The organism is Paucibacter sp. M5-1, assembly GCF_027498415.2.
GTDB lineage: Bacteria > Pseudomonadota > Gammaproteobacteria > Burkholderiales > Burkholderiaceae_C > Roseateles_E.
Genome location: NZ_JAPZLM020000001.1, coordinates 1,494,462 through 1,509,741, shown reverse-complemented (window position 1 = coordinate 1,509,741; position 15,280 = coordinate 1,494,462). Strand labels below are relative to the sequence as shown.

The window sequence follows — 15,280 nt, the reverse complement described above, 5'->3', positions numbered from 1 at the left end:
GTCCATGGCCGCAGCGGCGTCAAAGCCCCGAAAAGCAGGGCTTGCTGCGGGCGGCTGGCGCACACGCGACACACGCGGGAAACATTCGCGTCCGGCCGCGAGCCCCTACCAGATCGACAGGCTGCGCGTCAGCAGGCGCTGGATCCAGCTGCGCGAGGCGGCCTCCGAAACCTCACCGCGGCCCAGCGACTCCAGATGGGCGCTGGCCACATCGCGCGACTGCACGATATTGCCGGCCTTGATGTCGCGCGGGTCGACCACGCCGGAGAAGCGCAGGGTCTGGGCGCTGCCGTTGAGCGCCATGCTGCGCTCGCCGGCCACCAGCAGATGGCCGTTGGGCAGCACGTTGATGACGGTCACGGCGAGCTGGCTGTTGAAGCTGCTGCTGTTCTCGGTCTGGCCCGAGCCGCGGAAGGAGTCGCTGCCGGCGGCCGTCGCATTGGCGTTCAGCAGCGACTCGAAGAAGCCGCCCGACTTGGCGTCGCCGCTGCCACTGCCCGGCCCCTTGATCGCGAACTTGTTGTCGCGGCTGGTGTCGGTGGCGTTCTTCTGGCTGGCCTGCAGGCTCTCGGCGATGTCGACCTTCAAGGTGTCACCGATGTGCTGCGGCCGGCGTTCGCTGGAGAACAGCGAGGCCGTCGGTAAGTGGGCCTGGTAGATCGCGCCATTGGGCGTGCGCTCCAGATACTGCGGTGTCGGCAGCGGGGGCGCGCTCAGCGGGCCCTGCACCAGGCGGGGCGAGGGGCCGGCGCAGGCGCTCAGCAGCAGGCACAAAAGGGTAAGAGGGATGGCTTTCATCATGTGCTCAGCTCTCGAAACCGGTGATGACGGCCTTGACGACGGGGGCCAGCTTGCGCCGTGTGCTGGCCCATTTGCTGCTGCGCAGATCGCCATCCAGCGCATAGCTGCTGTGCGCGATCAGGCGGCCGTCGAGCTTGTGCAGGCTCAGCGTCGCGGCGTTGACATAGGCCCGGTAGCCCTCGGCCAGCGGCGGAATGTCCCACTGGATGCTGGCGGCATAGCGCAGCCAGGTCTCGCAGTCGGGCGGGGCGGTGCCGGCCGAGTAGACGCGGCTGCTGATGCGCAGCTCGCGCAGCTCGGCCTGCAGCGCCGGCACCAGGTCGGCCATCTGGACCTCGCGGTTGTATTCGATGCAGACGCTGCGCGGCGGCGCGTCGCCGTGATGCACGGTGTTGACGGCCCGGCCCGGGCCGTAGGCGATGGCGGTCGAGGTGGCGGCGCCGGCGGCCTTGACCAACTCCCAGGTCGGCAGCGGGCTGACGAGCGCACAGCCGGTTTGCGAGCCGGCCAGCAGCAGCGCCAGCAGGCCGGTCGATGCGAGGGCGCGCATCGCTCAGGCCCGCTCGCTCATCAGCTGGCCCAGCACCAGCGCACCGAGGGTCGCGTAAGGCGCAGCGCCCTCGACCAGGCTTTGTGCGCCCTCGCTGAGCGCACCCAGACCTTGCAGCAGCTGATCACCGCTGTCCTGCGCCAGTTGCACCACCTGATCGATGCCTTGCTCAAGGCCTTGCTGCGCCACCTCCGACAGGGCGGCCAGGCCGGCCGGACTGAAGGCGCAGATCACATCGCCGGCGCTGGCCTGGCCGGCCGTGGGCTGCGCGGCCTCGGCGGCGGGCGTGCGGGCATTGCTGCTCAGGGGCGCCGCGCTCGCGGCAGGGGGTGTTGCGCCTATCGTGTTCGTCATGCAGACCTCCGTTCTGGGATGTCTGCATCCTAGGGAGACCCGCCCACCCGAGGTCCGCGCTGAAGCGTCGGAAAGCGGCGCTTTGCCGCGCTGTCGGCGCCCTGCTGCTCAGCTGTGCAGCAGGACACAGAAGTGCAGCGCAGGGCTCAGCCGTTCAAGCCCTCGAAGGGCATCACATCGACCAGCTCGCCGACCGCCACATCGCCCTGCTCGTGGCCCAGCACCACCAGGCCGTTGGCCTGGCTCATGCTCGACAGAATGCCCGAGCCCTGGTTGCCGGTGATCTGCACCTGCCAGCCGCCATCGGGGGCGAGGCTGACGATGCCGCGCTGGTATTCGGTGCGGCCGGCCTTCTTGCGCAGCGGCTGCAGGCAGGCGGCGCGCAGCCAGGGCAGGGGCTGCGGCGCCGCGCCGGCCATGGCCAGCAGGGCCTCGCGCACAAAGGCGTAGAAGGTCACCATCACCGCGACCGGATTGCCGGGCAGGCCGAACAGGATGGCTTGATTGATGCGGCCGATGGCCATCGGCCGGCCCGGGCGCATCGCGATCTTCCAGAACAGCACCTCGCCGAGCTCGGCCATCACGCGCTTGGTGTGGTCGGCCTCGCCGACGCTGACGCCGCCGGTGCTGATGATGGCGTCGGCGCTGACCGCCGCCGTCTCGAAGGCCGCGCGCAGCGCCGCCGGGTCGTCGCGCACGACGCCCAGGTCCAGCACCTCGACGCCCAGCTGCTGCAGCAGCGCCCACAAGGTATAGCGGTTGCTGTCGTAGACGCAGCCGGCGGACAGCGGCTCGCCGATCGAGCGCAGCTCGTCGCCGGTCGACAGCATGGCCACGCGCAAGCGCCGGCGCACCGGTACCTCGGCGCGGCCCAGAGAGGCCAGCAGACCCAGGTCGGCGGGGCGCAATCGCTTGCCGGCGGCCAGCGCCACCTGGCCCAGCGCCAGATCCTCGCCGGCCAGGCGGCGGTTGTCGCCGGCGCGCAGCAGGCCGGCCGGTATGACCACCATGTCGCCGTCAAGCCGGGTGAACTCCTGCGGCACCACGGTGTCCAGCCCCGGCGGCATCAGCGCGCCGGTCATGATGCGCTGGCACTGTCCCGGGGCCAGGTCTTGCCCGGCCGGCCCGCCGGCAAAGCTGGTGCCGGCCAGCTGCAGCCGGATATCGCCATCGCTGTCGGTGCTCAGATCGCTGCCGCGCAGCGCATAGCCGTCCATCGCCGAGTTGTCGCCGGCCGGCACGTTGATCGTCGAGACAATGTCCTCGGCCAGCACCCTGCCCAGCGCGCTGCGCAGCGCCAGCTGCTCGACGGCCGCGACCCGTGGCACCAGCCGGGCGATGAAGTCCTGCGCCAGCTCGACGCGCAGCGCCTGCGGGTCGTAGCCGGACAGGCAGGAGGCGATCTCTTGGAGGCTGGTGGTCGTTGTCATGGGTGGAGGCTGCGCAGGTCCAGGCGCATCAGGTCTTTGTCGAGGTAGTCGCCCGAGGGCAGCTTGATCGCGCGGGGCAGGCAGCCATAGCGCTCGAAGCCCATGCGGGTGTAGAGGGTCACGGCGCGCTGGTTGCTGCGGGTCACCGACAGGGTCACCTGCTCGATGCCCAGCTCGGCCTGCAGCAGGCGCAGTGCGCTGTAGAGCAGGGCGCGGCCTATGCCCAGGCCCTGCACATCGTCGGCCACCATCATGCCGATCAGATGGGCCAGATGCCGCACCTTCTCGCGGGGCTCGCGCTCGCAGGAGACGGCGCCCACCAGGCGCGGCCCCATCCAGGCGGTCAGCGTGAACAGATTGGCGCCACCGGCGCCCAGGCTCAGCCGGCTGCGATAGCTCTCGGCGCTGCGCGCCAGCTCGGTGGCGGCATCCGAGGTGAAGGCTTCCTCGTGGGCCGCCAGCATCGCGTCGCGCAGGCCTTTGTAGGCCTCCAGTTGCTCGGCTTTCAGCACGCGCAGCTCGCAGCCGGGTGGCAGCCGGGGCACGGGCAGGGCGCTGGCGGACTGGGCCTGCATGCCTTAGCCCCCGATGTAGTGCATCTCGACCCGCCGCGCGGTCGCTGCCTCGGGGGCTTGCGAGGCGCGCAGCTGCGAATAGCGGTCGCTGCGGCCACCCCACAGCGCCCCCAGTGCGCCGCTGATCTGGGCGTCGCTGTAGTCGCCGCGCAGCAACGCGCGCAGGTCATGGCCGCTGTGCGCGAACAAGCAGGTGTAGAGCTTGCCCTCGGTGGACAGGCGGGCGCGGTTGCAGTCGCCGCAGAAGGCTTGCGTGACGCTGGAGATCAGGCCGATCTCGCCGCCGCCATCGGCATAGGCCCAGCGCTCGGCGGTCTCGCCCGGGGCGCTGGCCGACAGCGGCCTCAGCTCGAATTCACGCCCCAGCAGCTCCAGCACCTGAGCCGAGGGCAGCACCTCGTCCATGCGCCAGCCGTTCGTCGCGCCGACATCCATGTACTCGATGAAGCGCAGCACGATGCCGGTGTGCCGGAAATGGCGGGCCATTGGCAGGATCTGGTCTTCGTTAGTGCCGCGCTTGACCACCATATTGACCTTGATCGGCCCCAGGCCTGCGGCCTGGGCGGCCTCGATGCCGCGCAGCACCTCGGCCACCGGGAAACCGACATCGTTCATGCGCTGGAACACCGCATCGTCCAGCCCGTCCAGGCTGACGGTGACGCGCTGCAGGCCCGCAGTCTTCAGCGCGCGGGCCTTCTTGGCCAGCAGCGAGCCATTGGTGGTCAGCGTCAGGTCCAGCGCGGCGCCCTCGGGCGTGCGCAGCTCGGCCAGCATCTCGATCAGGCGCTCCAGATGGCGGCGCAGCAGCGGCTCACCGCCGGTCAGGCGCAGCTTGCTGACGCCATGGGCGACGAACAAGCGGGTCAGGCGGGTGATCTCCTCGAAGCTCAGCAGCTCGGCGTGCGGCAGGAACTCGTGGTACTTGTCGAACACCTCTTTGGGCATGCAGTAGCTGCAGCGGAAGTTGCAGCGGTCGGTCACCGAGATGCGCAGATCGCGCAGCGGCCGGCCCAGCGCGTCGCCCAGCAGGCCGGTGGGGGCCTGCGGATGCTCGGGCACGGGGAGCCGGGGACTGGCGAAGCGCTGGTCCAGCAGAGGTATCACGCGGTCGGTCATGCGGGCATTTTGCCCTGCACCCGGCCCCGCCGTGTGCCGGGGTCTTGCCCGGGCTTGCGCTGGGGCAGGAACAGCAGGGCTGGGTAGGGCGTAGGTGGGGCGTAGGTGTGGCGGCCGGGGCGCTGTAGGACAAGGCCGCGACCCGGCTGCGGCCGGGCGGTGCGGGGCCGCAGGCGACCTACAGTGAAGCCTGTTGATTCGATGAGAGGAGGGCGCCATGCCTTTGCAAGACTTTGCCAAATCCCAGGCGCTCAGCCTGGGTGTGGAGCTGGAGCTGCAGCTGATCAATCCGGCCGATGGTGATCTGATGCCGGCCGCCAACGAGCTGCTGGCGCGGCTGGACAACGCCGGCCTGCCGGGCGCGGTGACGCCGGAGATCACGCTCTCGATGATCGAGGTCTGCACCGGTGTCTGCGCCAACCATGCCGAGCTGCTGCAGCAGCTGAGCTTCACCCGTGATGCGCTGCTGAAGGAGGCCGAGCCGCTGGGCATCGCGATCTGCGGCGGCGGCACCCACCCCTTCCAGCAATGGACCGAGCGGCAGATCTACGACAAGCCGCGCTTCCTGCAGATCAGCGAGCTCTATGGCTATCTGGCCAAGCAGTTCACGGTCTTCGGCCAGCACATCCATATCGGCTGCCCGGACGGCGACAGCGCGCTGTGGCTGCTGCAGGCGATGAGCCGCTATGTGCCGCACTTCATCGCGCTGGCCGCGTCCTCGCCCTATGTGCAGGGAGCGGACACGGCCTTCCAGTCGGCGCGGCTGAACACCGTGTTGGCCTTCCCGCTGTCGGGCACCGCGCCCTTCGAGCTGCGCTGGGAGGATTTCGGTCGCTACTTCGCGCGCATGGAGCGCACCGGCATCGTCGCCAGCATGAAGGATTTCTACTGGGACATCCGGCCCAAGCCCGAGTTCGGCACCATAGAGATCCGGGTGCTGGACACGCCGCTGACGGTGCGGCGTGCGGCGGCGCTGGCCGGCTTCGCGCAGTGCCTGGCAGCCTGGCTGCTGCAAGACAAGCCGATCAAGCCGCATGCCGACGACCAACTGGTCTATAGCTACAACCGCTTCCAGGCCTGCCGCTTCGGGCTCGATGCGGTGCTGGTCTGCCCGCAAAGCGGCGCCCAGCAGCCGCTGGCGGAGAGCCTGGCGGCCCTGCTGCAGACCCTGATGCCGACGGCCGAGCGCCTGGGTGCGGTGGCGGCGCTGACCGAGCTGGCCATGCTGGTGGCGCAGCGGGGCGGCGATGCCCAATGGCTGCGCGGCCTGCATGAGGAGCAGGGCCTGGATCTGCCGGCCGTCGTGAAGGCTTCTTGCGAGCGCTGGGCCCAGGATTGAGTGTCTGCAGGCGGTATGGATACTGTATATTTAAACAGTTATCATCCCCTGCGCCATGGACCTGAACCGCAAAATCGCCATCCTCGCCGACGCCGCCAAATACGACGCCTCCTGCGCCTCCAGCGGCAGCGATTCGCGCGACTCGCTGGGCGGGCGCGGTATCGGCTCCACCGAGGGCATGGGCATCTGCCACAGCTATGCGCCGGACGGTCGCTGCATCTCGCTGCTGAAGCTGCTGCTGACCAATCACTGCCAGTACGACTGCCTGTACTGCGTCAACCGCTCGTCCAGCAATGTGGCGCGGGCGCGCTTCCGGGTCGAGGAGGTGGTGGACCTGACCCTGGACTTCTACCGCCGCAACTGCATCGAAGGGCTGTTCCTGTCCAGCGGCATCATCAAGAGCCCGGACCACACGATGGAGCAGGTGGTCGAGGTGGCGCGCCGGCTGCGCGAGGCCCATGACTTCCGCGGCTACATCCACCTGAAGACTATCCCCGATGCCAGCGCCGAACTGCTGGCGCGCGCCGGCCGCTATGCGGACCGGCTCAGCATCAATATCGAGATGCCCACCGAGCAGGGGCTGCAGGCGCTGGCGCCCGAGAAGAACGGCGGTGCGATCCGCCGCTCGATGGGCCGGCTGAAGCTGCATATCGATCAGGCGCGCGAGGAGGGCGCCAAGCCGGCGCCGGTACGCGCGCTGCCGGGCGCCGCGCCGCGCGCGGCCACCCCGCCGCGCTTTGCGCCGGCCGGCCAGAGCACGCAGATGATTGTCGGCGCCGACGCCAGCGACGACCGCAGCATCCTGGCCAGCAGCGCCGCGCTGTACGGCCAGTACCGGATGCGGCGCGTCTACTACTCGGCCTTCAGTCCGATTCCCGATGCATCGCAGGCCCTGCCCTTGACCGCGCCGCCGCTGATGCGCGAGCACCGGCTCTACCAGGCCGACTGGCTGATGCGCTTTTACGGCTTTGAGCACCGCGAGATCATCGCGGCCGATGACGGGCTGCTGCGCCTGGATGTCGATCCCAAGCTGGCCTGGGCGCAGGCGCATCCGGAACGCTTCCCGGTCGATCTGAATGCCGCGCCGCGCGAACTGCTGGTGCGCGTGCCGGGCCTGGGCGTCGGCTCGGTGGACAAGCTGCTGCAGGCGCGCCGCGTGCGGCGGCTGCGTGCCGAGGATCTGAGGGCGCTGCGGGTGTCGCCGGGCAAGGTGTTGCCGTTCGTGTGCGTCGACGGTCACAGGCCCGGTGCGACCGTGCGGGCGGCGCCGGTGCCGCACCAGCAGGCGCTGTTCGCATGATCGTCAGCCTTCAGGGGCCGACCGATATCGACGGTTTCAGGCGCGCGGCGCGCCAGCTGTTGACGCGGGGCGTCGCCCCCGATCAGCTGGTCTGGCGGACCGAGCGCGGCACACCAGGGCTGTGGGCCGATGATGCGGTCGTCATCGACGACGCTCCCGCGAAGCCTTTTTGCGTGCCGGCCTGGATGGCGCCGCTGTGCGAGTCCGCGCTGCTGCATCGCGACCCCGGCCGCTTTCATCTGCTTTACAGGCTGCTGTGGCGGCTGGTGAACGAGCGCGACGAGGTCTTGCGACGGGACGAGCTCGACCCGGACCGCCGCGCCGCCGCCCAGCTGGCGCGCGAGGTGGGGCGCGAGATCCACAAGATGCGCGCCTTCGTGCGCTTCTTCCCCCATGGTGAGGGCGAGGCGCTGCGCCATATCGCCTGGTTCGAGCCCGAGCACCATGTGGTCGAGGCCAATGCCCCGTTCTTCGTGCGCCGCTTCGCGCAGATGCGCTGGGCCATCTTCACGCCTGAGCGTTCGATCGAATGGGACGGCGAGCGCCTGCACACCGGCCCCGGCGTGGACCGCAGCGGCCTGCCGCCGGCCGATCCGGGCGCGGCGCTATGGCTGACCTATTACGAGAACATCTTCAACCCGGCCCGGCTCAAGCTCGCGATGATGGCCAAGGAGATGCCGCGCCGCTACTGGAAAAACCTGCCCGAGGCGGCGCTGATCGCCCCGCTGGCCGCCGCAGCGCAGGCGCGCAGCGAGGCCATGGTGGAGGCTCAGCCGACGCCGGCGCGGCGCATCAAGCCGATGCGCCGCCCTTGAGCGCCTGCAAGCTGCCGTAGTTGGAATCCGGCAGGCGCGGCCGGTCAGCCTCTTCGGCCGCCAGCGGAGGCACCTCGACCAGGCTGGCCTGGCAGCGCCGGGTCAGCTGCTGGTAGGTTTCGGTGCCTTCCTTCTTCCAGCGCAGCTCGTCCTCGCTCAGCGGCCGCATCACCTTGGCCGGCAGCCCGGCGATCAGCGACTTCTCCGGCAGCTTGAGTCCGGCGCGCACAAAAGCGCAGGCCGCGACGATGCTCCAGGCCCCGACCTCGGCCTCGTCCATCACCACCGCGTTCATGCCGACCAGCGCGTCATGCCGCACCACGCAGCCATGCAGCACCGCGCCATGGCCGATATGGCCGTTGGCCTCGACGACGGTCTCCGACTTCGGGAAGCCGTGGATCACGCAAGTGTCCTGAACATTGGCGCCCTCCATCAGCACGATGCGGCCGAAATCGCCGCGCAAGGAGGCGCAGGGGCCGATATAGCAGCCGGGTCCGACGATCACATCGCCGATCAGCACAGCCGTCGGGTGGACGTGGGCACTGGGATGGACAACCGGGGTGACGCCGTCGATGGCATAGCAGGGCATGGATCTGTCTCCGGGCAGTAGGTTGGGTGAGTTCGGGATAACCCTTGAATCTTGGGCTTGCGCCAAATCAAGCTGCACCTTACGATCTACCGACCGGTCGGTCAAGAGTGTTTGGCCGACAGCGATGGAGTGAGACCAACACGATGACAGCCACCACCGAGGCCTTGCTGCTGATCAGCCAAGAGGGCGCCGTGCGCACCCTGACGCTGAATCGCCCTGCGGCGCTGAATGCGTTCACCACCGCGCTGCTGGTGCAGCTGCGCCAGGCCCTGGAGGCCGCCGCCGAGGACGGCACGGTGCGCTGTGTCGTGATCACCGGGGCGGGGCGCGGTTTCAGCGCCGGCCAGGATCTGTCCGACCCTTTGATCAAGCCGCCGCTGGAACCGGGCGAGACACCCAAGGACATCGGTCATCTGCTCGACAACTACTACATCCCGCTGGCGCTGCGCCTGCGCGGCATGCCGATCCCGGTGATCGCTGCAGTCAACGGCGTTGCGGCCGGCGCCGGCGCCAGCCTGGCGCTGAGCTGCGATCTGGTGCTGGCGGCCGAGGGTGCCAGCTTCATCCAGGCTTTCTCGAAGATCGGCTTGGTGCCCGACTGCGGCGGCACCTGGCTGCTGCCGCGCCTGGTCGGCCGTGCCAAGGCGCTGGAGCTGGCGCTGCTGGGCGACAAGCTGCCGGCTGCGCAGGCTGTGGCCATGGGCCTGATCTACCGCGCCGTGCCCGATGCCGAGCTGGCCGCCACGGCCCAGGCGCTGGCGCAGAAGCTGGCGCAGATGCCGGTCAAGGCCCTGGCCGCGACGCGCCGGGCCCTGGACGACGGCCTGCTGATGGACTACGAGTCGGCCTTGAAGAACGAGTCGCAGCTGCAGAGCCGGCTGGGCTTCAGCCCCGACTATCTGGAAGGCACGGCCGCCTTCTTGCAAAAGCGCAAGCCCACGTTCACGGACCGCTGACAGCCCATGGATGCCCAACAAATTGCCGAAGCCGTGCGCGATGCGATGTTCGCGAACGACCGCGCCAGCAAGGCGCTCGGGATGGAAATCCTGTCCATCGCTCCCGGCCGCGCCACGCTGGCCATGACGGTGCGCGAGGACATGCTCAACGGCTTTGAGATCTGCCACGGCGGCCTGATCACCACCTTGGCCGACTCGACCTTTGCCTTCGCCTGCAATTCGCACAACGAGCTCACCGTGGCCTCGGGATTCAGCGTCGACATCGTCGCGCCCGGCAAGCTGGGCGACCGGCTGACCGCCGTCGGCGAGGAAGTGCATCTGGCCGGGCGCACCGGTGTCTACGACATCACCGTGCGCAACCAGCGCGAGGAACTGGTGGCCGTGTTTCGCGGCAAGTCCTACCGGATCAAGGGCAAGCCCATCGTTCAAGGAGTTTCTGAATGACCGTCAAAACGCCCGCCCCCGGCGATCTGGAGCCTATCGAGCGCGCCAGCCTGGATGAGCTGCAGGCCCTGCAGTTGCAGCGCCTGAAGTGGAGCCTGCAGCATGCCTACGAGAACGTGCCTCATTACAAGGCCGCCTTCGATGCTCAGGGTGTGCATCCCTCGGATCTGAAGACCCTGGCCGATATCGCCAAGTTCCCGTTCACGACCAAGAAGGACCTGCGCGACAACTACCCCTTCGGCATGTTCGCGGTGCCGCGCCAGCAGGTCTCGCGCATCCATGCCTCATCGGGCACGACCGGCAAGCCCACCGTGGTCGGCTACACCGCCAAGGACATCGACACCTGGGCGAATCTGGTGGCCCGCTCGATCCGCGCCTCGGGCGGCCGGCCCGGCGACATCATCCACATCGCCTATGGCTACGGCCTGTTCACCGGCGGCCTGGGTGCGCATTACGGTGCCGAGCGCGCCGGCTGCACGGTGATTCCGATGTCCGGCGGCCAGACCGAGAAGCAGGTGCAGCTGATCCAGGACTTCCAGCCCGACATCATCATGGTCACGCCCAGCTATATGCAGGTGATCATCGAGGAGTTCAATCGCCAGGGCCTGGATGCGCGCGAGTCCTCGCTGAAGGTCGGCATCTTCGGCGCCGAGCCCTGGACCGAGGCGATGCGCCGCGAGATCGAGGCCAAGGCCGGCATCGACGCGGTCGACATCTACGGCCTGTCCGAGGTGATGGGGCCAGGTGTTGCCAACGAGTGCATCGAGTCCAAGGACGGCCCGGTGATCTGGGAAGACCATTTCTATCCCGAGATCATCAACCCCGAGACCGGCGAGCCGGTGGCGGACGGCGAGGAGGGCGAACTGGTCTTCACCTCGCTCTCCAAGGAAGCTCTGCCCATCATCCGCTACCGCACCCGCGACCTGACGCGGCTGCTGCCACCGACCTCGCGCAGCATGCGCCGCATGGGCAAGATCGTCGGCCGCAGCGACGATATGCTGATCATCCGCGGCGTCAATCTGTTCCCGACCCAGATCGAGGAGCTGGTGCTGCAGGAGGTGCAGCTGAGCGGTCAGTACCAGATCGTCGTCAGCCGCGAGGGCCTGCTCGATGCGGTCGAGGTGCGCTGCGAGCTGCAGCAAGCGGCGGTCGGCGCGGCCGATGTCGGCGCCATTGCCAAATCGCTGCAGCACCGCATCAAGACCCTGATCGGCGTCAGCACCAAGGTGCATATCGGCGCCCCCGATTCGATTGAACGCACGCTGATGGGCAAGGCCCGTCGTGTGATCGACCAGCGTCCGAAGTAAGGAGCTTTCATATGTACACCCAAGCCATGAGCGTCGGTCCGCAGGACGCGCCGAGCAGCAGCAAGATCAAGAGCGCCGAGGAGATGCAGCGCGAGGCAACCTTCGAGGCCCGCATCGACGCCGGCGACTTCATCGAGGCCAAGGATTGGATGCCGGACCACTACCGCAAGACCCTGGTGCGGCAGATCAGCCAGCATGCGCACAGCGAGATCGTCGGCATGCTGCCCGAGGGCAACTGGATCACGCGGGCACCGACCCTGAAGCGCAAGGCGATCCTGCTGGCCAAGGTGCAGGACGAGGCCGGCCACGGCCTGTATCTGTACTCGGCCGCCGAGACCCTGGGTACCAGCCGCGACCAGATGCTGGACGCGCTGCACAGCGGCAAGGCCAAGTACAGCTCGATCTTCAACTACCCCACCGTGACCTGGGCCGATATCGGCGTGATCGGCTGGCTGGTGGACGGGGCGGCCATCATGAACCAGGTGCCGCTGTGCCGCTGCTCCTATGCGCCCTATGCGCGGGCGATGATACGTGTCTGCCGCGAGGAGAGCTTCCATCAGCGCCAGGGCTATGAGAGCCTGCTGGTCATCATGCGCGAGGGCACGGCCGAGCAGAAGGCCATGGTGCAGGACGCGGTGAACCGCTGGTGGTGGCCCTCGCTGATGATGTTCGGCCCGGCCGACAAGGACTCGCCGAATTCCGAGCAGTCGATCCGCTGGGGCATCAAGCGCATCACCAATGACCAGCTGCGCCAGAAGTTTGTCGACGCCACGGTGCCGCAGGCCGACATCCTCGGCGTGACCCTGCCCGACCCCGACCTGAAGTGGAATGCCGAGCGCGGCGAACACGACTTCGGCGCGATCGACTGGGCCGAGTTCTGGCGTGTCGTCAACGGCGACGGCCCGATGAACCGCGAGCGCCTGGGCGCCCGCGTCAAGGCCTGGGACGACGGCGCCTGGGTGCGCGAGGCCGCGCTGGCCCATGCGCGCAAGCAAGCAACCAAGGAACAAGCAGCATGACTAGCAATACCTCGACCCAGACCGAATGGCCGCTGTGGGAAGTCTTCGTGCGCAACAAGGCGGGCCTGGACCACAAGCATTGCGGCAGCCTGCATGCGGCCGACGCCAAGATGGCGCTGCAGATGGCGCGTGATGTCTACACCCGGCGCCAGGAAGGCACCAGCATCTGGGTGGTGCTGTCCAGCCAGATCGTCGCCAGCGACCCGGGCGAGAAAGGCATGTACTTCGACCCGATGGAAGACAAGGTGTACCGCCACCCGACCTTCTACGAGCTGCCCGAATCCCTGAACCATATGTAATCGGTCCACCATGGCTGCATCAATCAATGTGGGCGCGAGCCCCGAAGTCCAGTACCTGCTGCGCCTTGGCGACAGCTGCCTGGTGCTGGCCCAGCGCATCTCCGAATGGTGCGGCCACGCGCCCATCCTGGAAGAGGATCTGGCCTTGTCGAATATGGCGCTGGACCTCCTGGGCCAGGCGCGCGGCCTGCTGACCCATGCGGCCAAGCTCGATGGCCAGGGCCATGACGAGGACCAGCTGGCCTTTCTGCGCGACGAGCGCCAGTACCTGAACCCGGTGCTGATGGAGCTGCCGCGCGGCGATTTCGCCTACACCCAGCTGCGCAATTTCGCGGTCGCGACCTGGCTGCTGCTGCTGTGGCAGCGCCTGCTGAGCTCCAGCGATGCCGAGCTGGCGGCGATCGCCGGCAAGGCCGTCAAGGAAGCCGCCTATCACCAGCAGCATGCTGCCGACTGGGTCGTGCGCCTGGGCGACGGCACCGAGGAGTCCGCCGCCCGCATGCAGGCCGCACTGGCCAGCCTCTGGCCCTACTTCAACGAGCTGTTCGACAGCGATGCGGTCGACACCGCCGCGGCCGCGCAAGGCCTGGGCCCTGCCTGGTCCGAACTGAAGCCCGCATGGCAGGCCCAGATGGCCGAGGTGCTGGCCGATGCCGGCCTGGCTTGCCCCAAGGACAGCCCCTATCAGAGCCAGGGCCGTCGCGGCATCCATAGCGAGCATATGGGCCATATGCTGGCGACCCTGCAGTATCTGCAGCGTGCCTACCCCGGAGGCCGGTGGTGATGAACCAGGCCAGCGCGCACGGCCCCGCCTGCGGCCGGCTCGAAGCCGCCTGGGAGGTGCTGCGCCAGGTCCCGGACCCCGAGGTGCCGGTGATCAGCCTGTGCGAGCTGGGCATCGTGCGCGATCTGAAGGAAACCGCCGGTGGCCTGGAGGTGGTGCTGACGCCCACCTACTCGGGCTGCCCGGCCACCGAGCTGATTCAGGACGATGTGCGTGCCGCGCTGGCCGCCTTCGGCGAGATCGAGATCACGATGCAGCGCGCCCCGGCCTGGACCACCGACTGGATCAGCGACGCGGGCCGCGAGAAGCTGCGCGCCTATGGCATTGCCCCGCCGGGGCCGGTCGCGGCGGGCCAGGGCCAGCCGATCCGGCTGGTGCATCGCGCCTCGCTGACCAAGCTGGCCTGCCCACGCTGCGGCAGCGAGCAGACCGAAAAACTCTCGGCCTTCGGCTCCACCGCCTGCAAGGCGCTGTACCGCTGCATGGCCTGCCGCGAACCCTTTGAGTACTTCAAACCGCTATGAGCCTCCACTTCCATCCGCTGCGCGTGCGCGAGGTCCGGCCCGATACCGAGGAGGCCGTGATCGTCAGTTTCGAGGTGCCCGCCGAACTGAGCGAGACCTTCCGCTTCACCCAGGGGCAATACCTGACCCTGCGCCACGAGGTGGCCGGCCAGGACCTGCGCCGCTCCTACTCGATCTGCGCCGGCGTCGATGATGGCGAGCTGCGCGTCGGCGTGCGCAAGGTCGAGGGCGGCGTATTTTCGTCCTGGGTGCACCAGGCCCTGAAGGCCGGCGACGAGATCCAGGTGTTCCCGCCGCAGGGCCGCTTTTTTGCGCCGCTGGACGCGGCCGCGCGCCGCCACTATGTCGGCATCGCGGCCGGCTCGGGCATCACGCCCATCCTGTCCATCATGAAGACGGTGCTGGCGCGCGAGCCGCTGTCGCGCTTCACGCTGATCTATGGCAACCGCCGGCAGGCCTCGACCATGTTCAAGGAAGAGATCGAGGACCTGAAGAACCAGTACCTGACCCGGTTGTCGCTGCACCATGTGTTCTCGCGCGAAGCGGTGGATTCGCCGCTGATGGCCGGCCGCATGGACCGCGCCAAGATCGCCGAGTTCCTGCAGACCCTGGTGCCGGCCGCCGGCATCGACCAGGTCTTTGTCTGCGGACCCTTCCAGATGAATGACGAGGTCGAGGCGGCGCTGCTGGCGAGCGGCGTGCCCGAGGAGCGCATCCATATCGAGCGCTTTGGCACGGTCGAGATGCAGACCGGCAAGCCGGCGCCGCACGAGGTGCGCGAGGGCGATGCCGACAGCGCCCGCATCACGGTGATACGCGACGGCGTCAGCCGGGAGATCGAGTTCAGCAAGACCGACCCCAGCATCCTGGATGCTGCGGCCCGTGCCGGCATGGACGTGCCGTTCTCGTGCAAGAGCGGGGTCTGCTCGACCTGCCGCTGCAAGCTGATCGAGGGCGAGGTGCGCATGGACAAGAATTTCGCGCTCGACAAGAAAGAGCTGGCGGCCGGCTTTATCCTCAGCTGCCAAGCCCATGCGCTGACGCCGCGCGTGGTGATCTCATTCGACGAAAGATAAGC

Annotated in this window: 18 protein-coding genes; 11 read left to right on the top strand and 7 right to left on the bottom strand. The window is 68.4% G+C overall.

All coding sequences use genetic code 11. From position 1 onward, the window contains the following. Nucleotides 1-105 precede the first annotated feature (105 nt). The 6 genes from O5M90_RS06985 to moaA form a co-directional block, all read right to left on the bottom strand. Entirely contained in the window at nt 106-798 is a 693-nt protein-coding gene (locus O5M90_RS06985; protein ID WP_440401905.1) for a flagellar basal body L-ring protein FlgH, read from the bottom strand. 7 nt (nt 799-805) lie between these two features. Beyond that, the gene (locus tag O5M90_RS06980) at nt 806-1,351 is read right to left on the bottom strand and encodes a cell division protein FtsI (protein ID WP_269840476.1); all 546 of its coding nucleotides are present in this window, start codon (nt 1,349-1,351) and stop codon (nt 806-808) included. Between the two features lie 3 nt (nt 1,352-1,354). Then, on the bottom strand, nt 1,355-1,705 hold the full coding sequence (locus O5M90_RS06975) for a hypothetical protein (RefSeq protein ID WP_137941882.1): 351 nt from the start codon (nt 1,703-1,705) through the stop codon (nt 1,355-1,357). A gap of 146 nt (nt 1,706-1,851) precedes the next feature. After that, a complete protein-coding gene (gene moeA, locus O5M90_RS06970) occupies nt 1,852-3,135 on the bottom strand; it encodes a molybdopterin molybdotransferase MoeA (RefSeq protein WP_440401904.1) in 1,284 nt (427 codons plus the stop codon). After that, a complete protein-coding gene (locus O5M90_RS06965; RefSeq protein WP_137941884.1) occupies nt 3,132-3,710 on the bottom strand; it encodes a GNAT family N-acetyltransferase in 579 nt (192 codons plus the stop codon). Before O5M90_RS06965 ends, moeA begins: the two co-directional genes overlap by 4 nt. A 3-nt stretch (nt 3,711-3,713) precedes the next feature. Beyond that, entirely contained in the window at nt 3,714-4,826 is a 1,113-nt protein-coding gene (gene moaA, locus O5M90_RS06960; RefSeq protein WP_269840474.1) for a GTP 3',8-cyclase MoaA, read from the bottom strand. 217 nt (nt 4,827-5,043) lie between these two features. Between moaA and O5M90_RS06955 the strand changes: the two genes are divergently transcribed. From O5M90_RS06955 to O5M90_RS06945, 3 genes are read left to right on the top strand one after another with little or no spacing between them, the layout of a single operon-like run. Then, a complete protein-coding gene (locus O5M90_RS06955) occupies nt 5,044-6,165 on the top strand; it encodes a YbdK family carboxylate-amine ligase (protein ID WP_269840473.1) in 1,122 nt (373 codons plus the stop codon). A 55-nt stretch (nt 6,166-6,220) separates the two neighbouring features. After that, on the top strand, nt 6,221-7,465 hold the full coding sequence (locus tag O5M90_RS06950) for a putative DNA modification/repair radical SAM protein (RefSeq protein ID WP_269840472.1): 1,245 nt from the start codon (nt 6,221-6,223) through the stop codon (nt 7,463-7,465). Then, the gene (locus tag O5M90_RS06945; RefSeq protein WP_269840471.1) at nt 7,462-8,280 is read left to right on the top strand and encodes a TIGR03915 family putative DNA repair protein; all 819 of its coding nucleotides are present in this window, start codon (nt 7,462-7,464) and stop codon (nt 8,278-8,280) included. The genes O5M90_RS06950 and O5M90_RS06945 overlap by 4 nt, the downstream gene beginning before the upstream one ends. Here O5M90_RS06945 and O5M90_RS06940 read toward each other — a convergent pair. Beyond that, entirely contained in the window at nt 8,258-8,869 is a 612-nt protein-coding gene (locus tag O5M90_RS06940) for a phenylacetic acid degradation protein PaaY (RefSeq protein ID WP_269840470.1), read from the bottom strand. The genes O5M90_RS06945 and O5M90_RS06940 overlap by 23 nt on opposite strands. 143 nt (nt 8,870-9,012) lie before the next feature. Between O5M90_RS06940 and O5M90_RS06935 the strand changes: the two genes are divergently transcribed. Genes O5M90_RS06935 through paaE form a run of 8 tightly spaced genes read left to right on the top strand, consistent with a single transcriptional unit; the run spans nt 9,013 to nt 15,278 of the window. Beyond that, on the top strand, nt 9,013-9,825 hold the full coding sequence (locus O5M90_RS06935; protein ID WP_269840469.1) for an enoyl-CoA hydratase-related protein: 813 nt from the start codon (nt 9,013-9,015) through the stop codon (nt 9,823-9,825). 6 nt (nt 9,826-9,831) lie between these two features. Further along, complete coding sequence (paaI, locus tag O5M90_RS06930) at nt 9,832-10,269, top strand: hydroxyphenylacetyl-CoA thioesterase PaaI (protein WP_137941891.1); 438 nt, start codon at nt 9,832-9,834, stop codon at nt 10,267-10,269. Further along, nucleotides 10,266-11,576, top strand: a complete 1,311-nt coding sequence (gene paaK, locus O5M90_RS06925) for a phenylacetate--CoA ligase PaaK (RefSeq protein WP_269840468.1) — start codon at nt 10,266-10,268, stop codon at nt 11,574-11,576. The genes paaI and paaK overlap by 4 nt, the downstream gene beginning before the upstream one ends. Nucleotides 11,577-11,587: 11 nt before the next feature. Then, nucleotides 11,588-12,595: a 1,2-phenylacetyl-CoA epoxidase subunit PaaA gene (gene paaA / locus O5M90_RS06920; protein WP_137941893.1), complete on the top strand. Its 1,008-nt coding sequence runs from the start codon at nt 11,588-11,590 to the stop codon at nt 12,593-12,595. Next, a complete protein-coding gene (gene paaB / locus O5M90_RS06915) occupies nt 12,592-12,894 on the top strand; it encodes a 1,2-phenylacetyl-CoA epoxidase subunit PaaB (protein ID WP_137941894.1) in 303 nt (100 codons plus the stop codon). The genes paaA and paaB overlap by 4 nt, the downstream gene beginning before the upstream one ends. 10 nt (nt 12,895-12,904) lie before the next feature. Continuing rightward, nucleotides 12,905-13,678 (top strand): 1,2-phenylacetyl-CoA epoxidase subunit PaaC, encoded by a 774-nt coding sequence (gene paaC, locus O5M90_RS06910; protein WP_137941895.1) that lies wholly within the window; start codon nt 12,905-12,907, stop codon nt 13,676-13,678. After that, nucleotides 13,678-14,202, top strand: a complete 525-nt coding sequence (gene paaD, locus O5M90_RS06905) for a 1,2-phenylacetyl-CoA epoxidase subunit PaaD (protein WP_269840467.1) — start codon at nt 13,678-13,680, stop codon at nt 14,200-14,202. The genes paaC and paaD overlap by 1 nt, the downstream gene beginning before the upstream one ends. Beyond that, the gene (gene paaE, locus O5M90_RS06900) at nt 14,199-15,278 is read left to right on the top strand and encodes a 1,2-phenylacetyl-CoA epoxidase subunit PaaE (RefSeq protein ID WP_137941897.1); all 1,080 of its coding nucleotides are present in this window, start codon (nt 14,199-14,201) and stop codon (nt 15,276-15,278) included. Before paaD ends, paaE begins: the two co-directional genes overlap by 4 nt. Nucleotides 15,279-15,280: the final 2 nt, after the last annotated feature.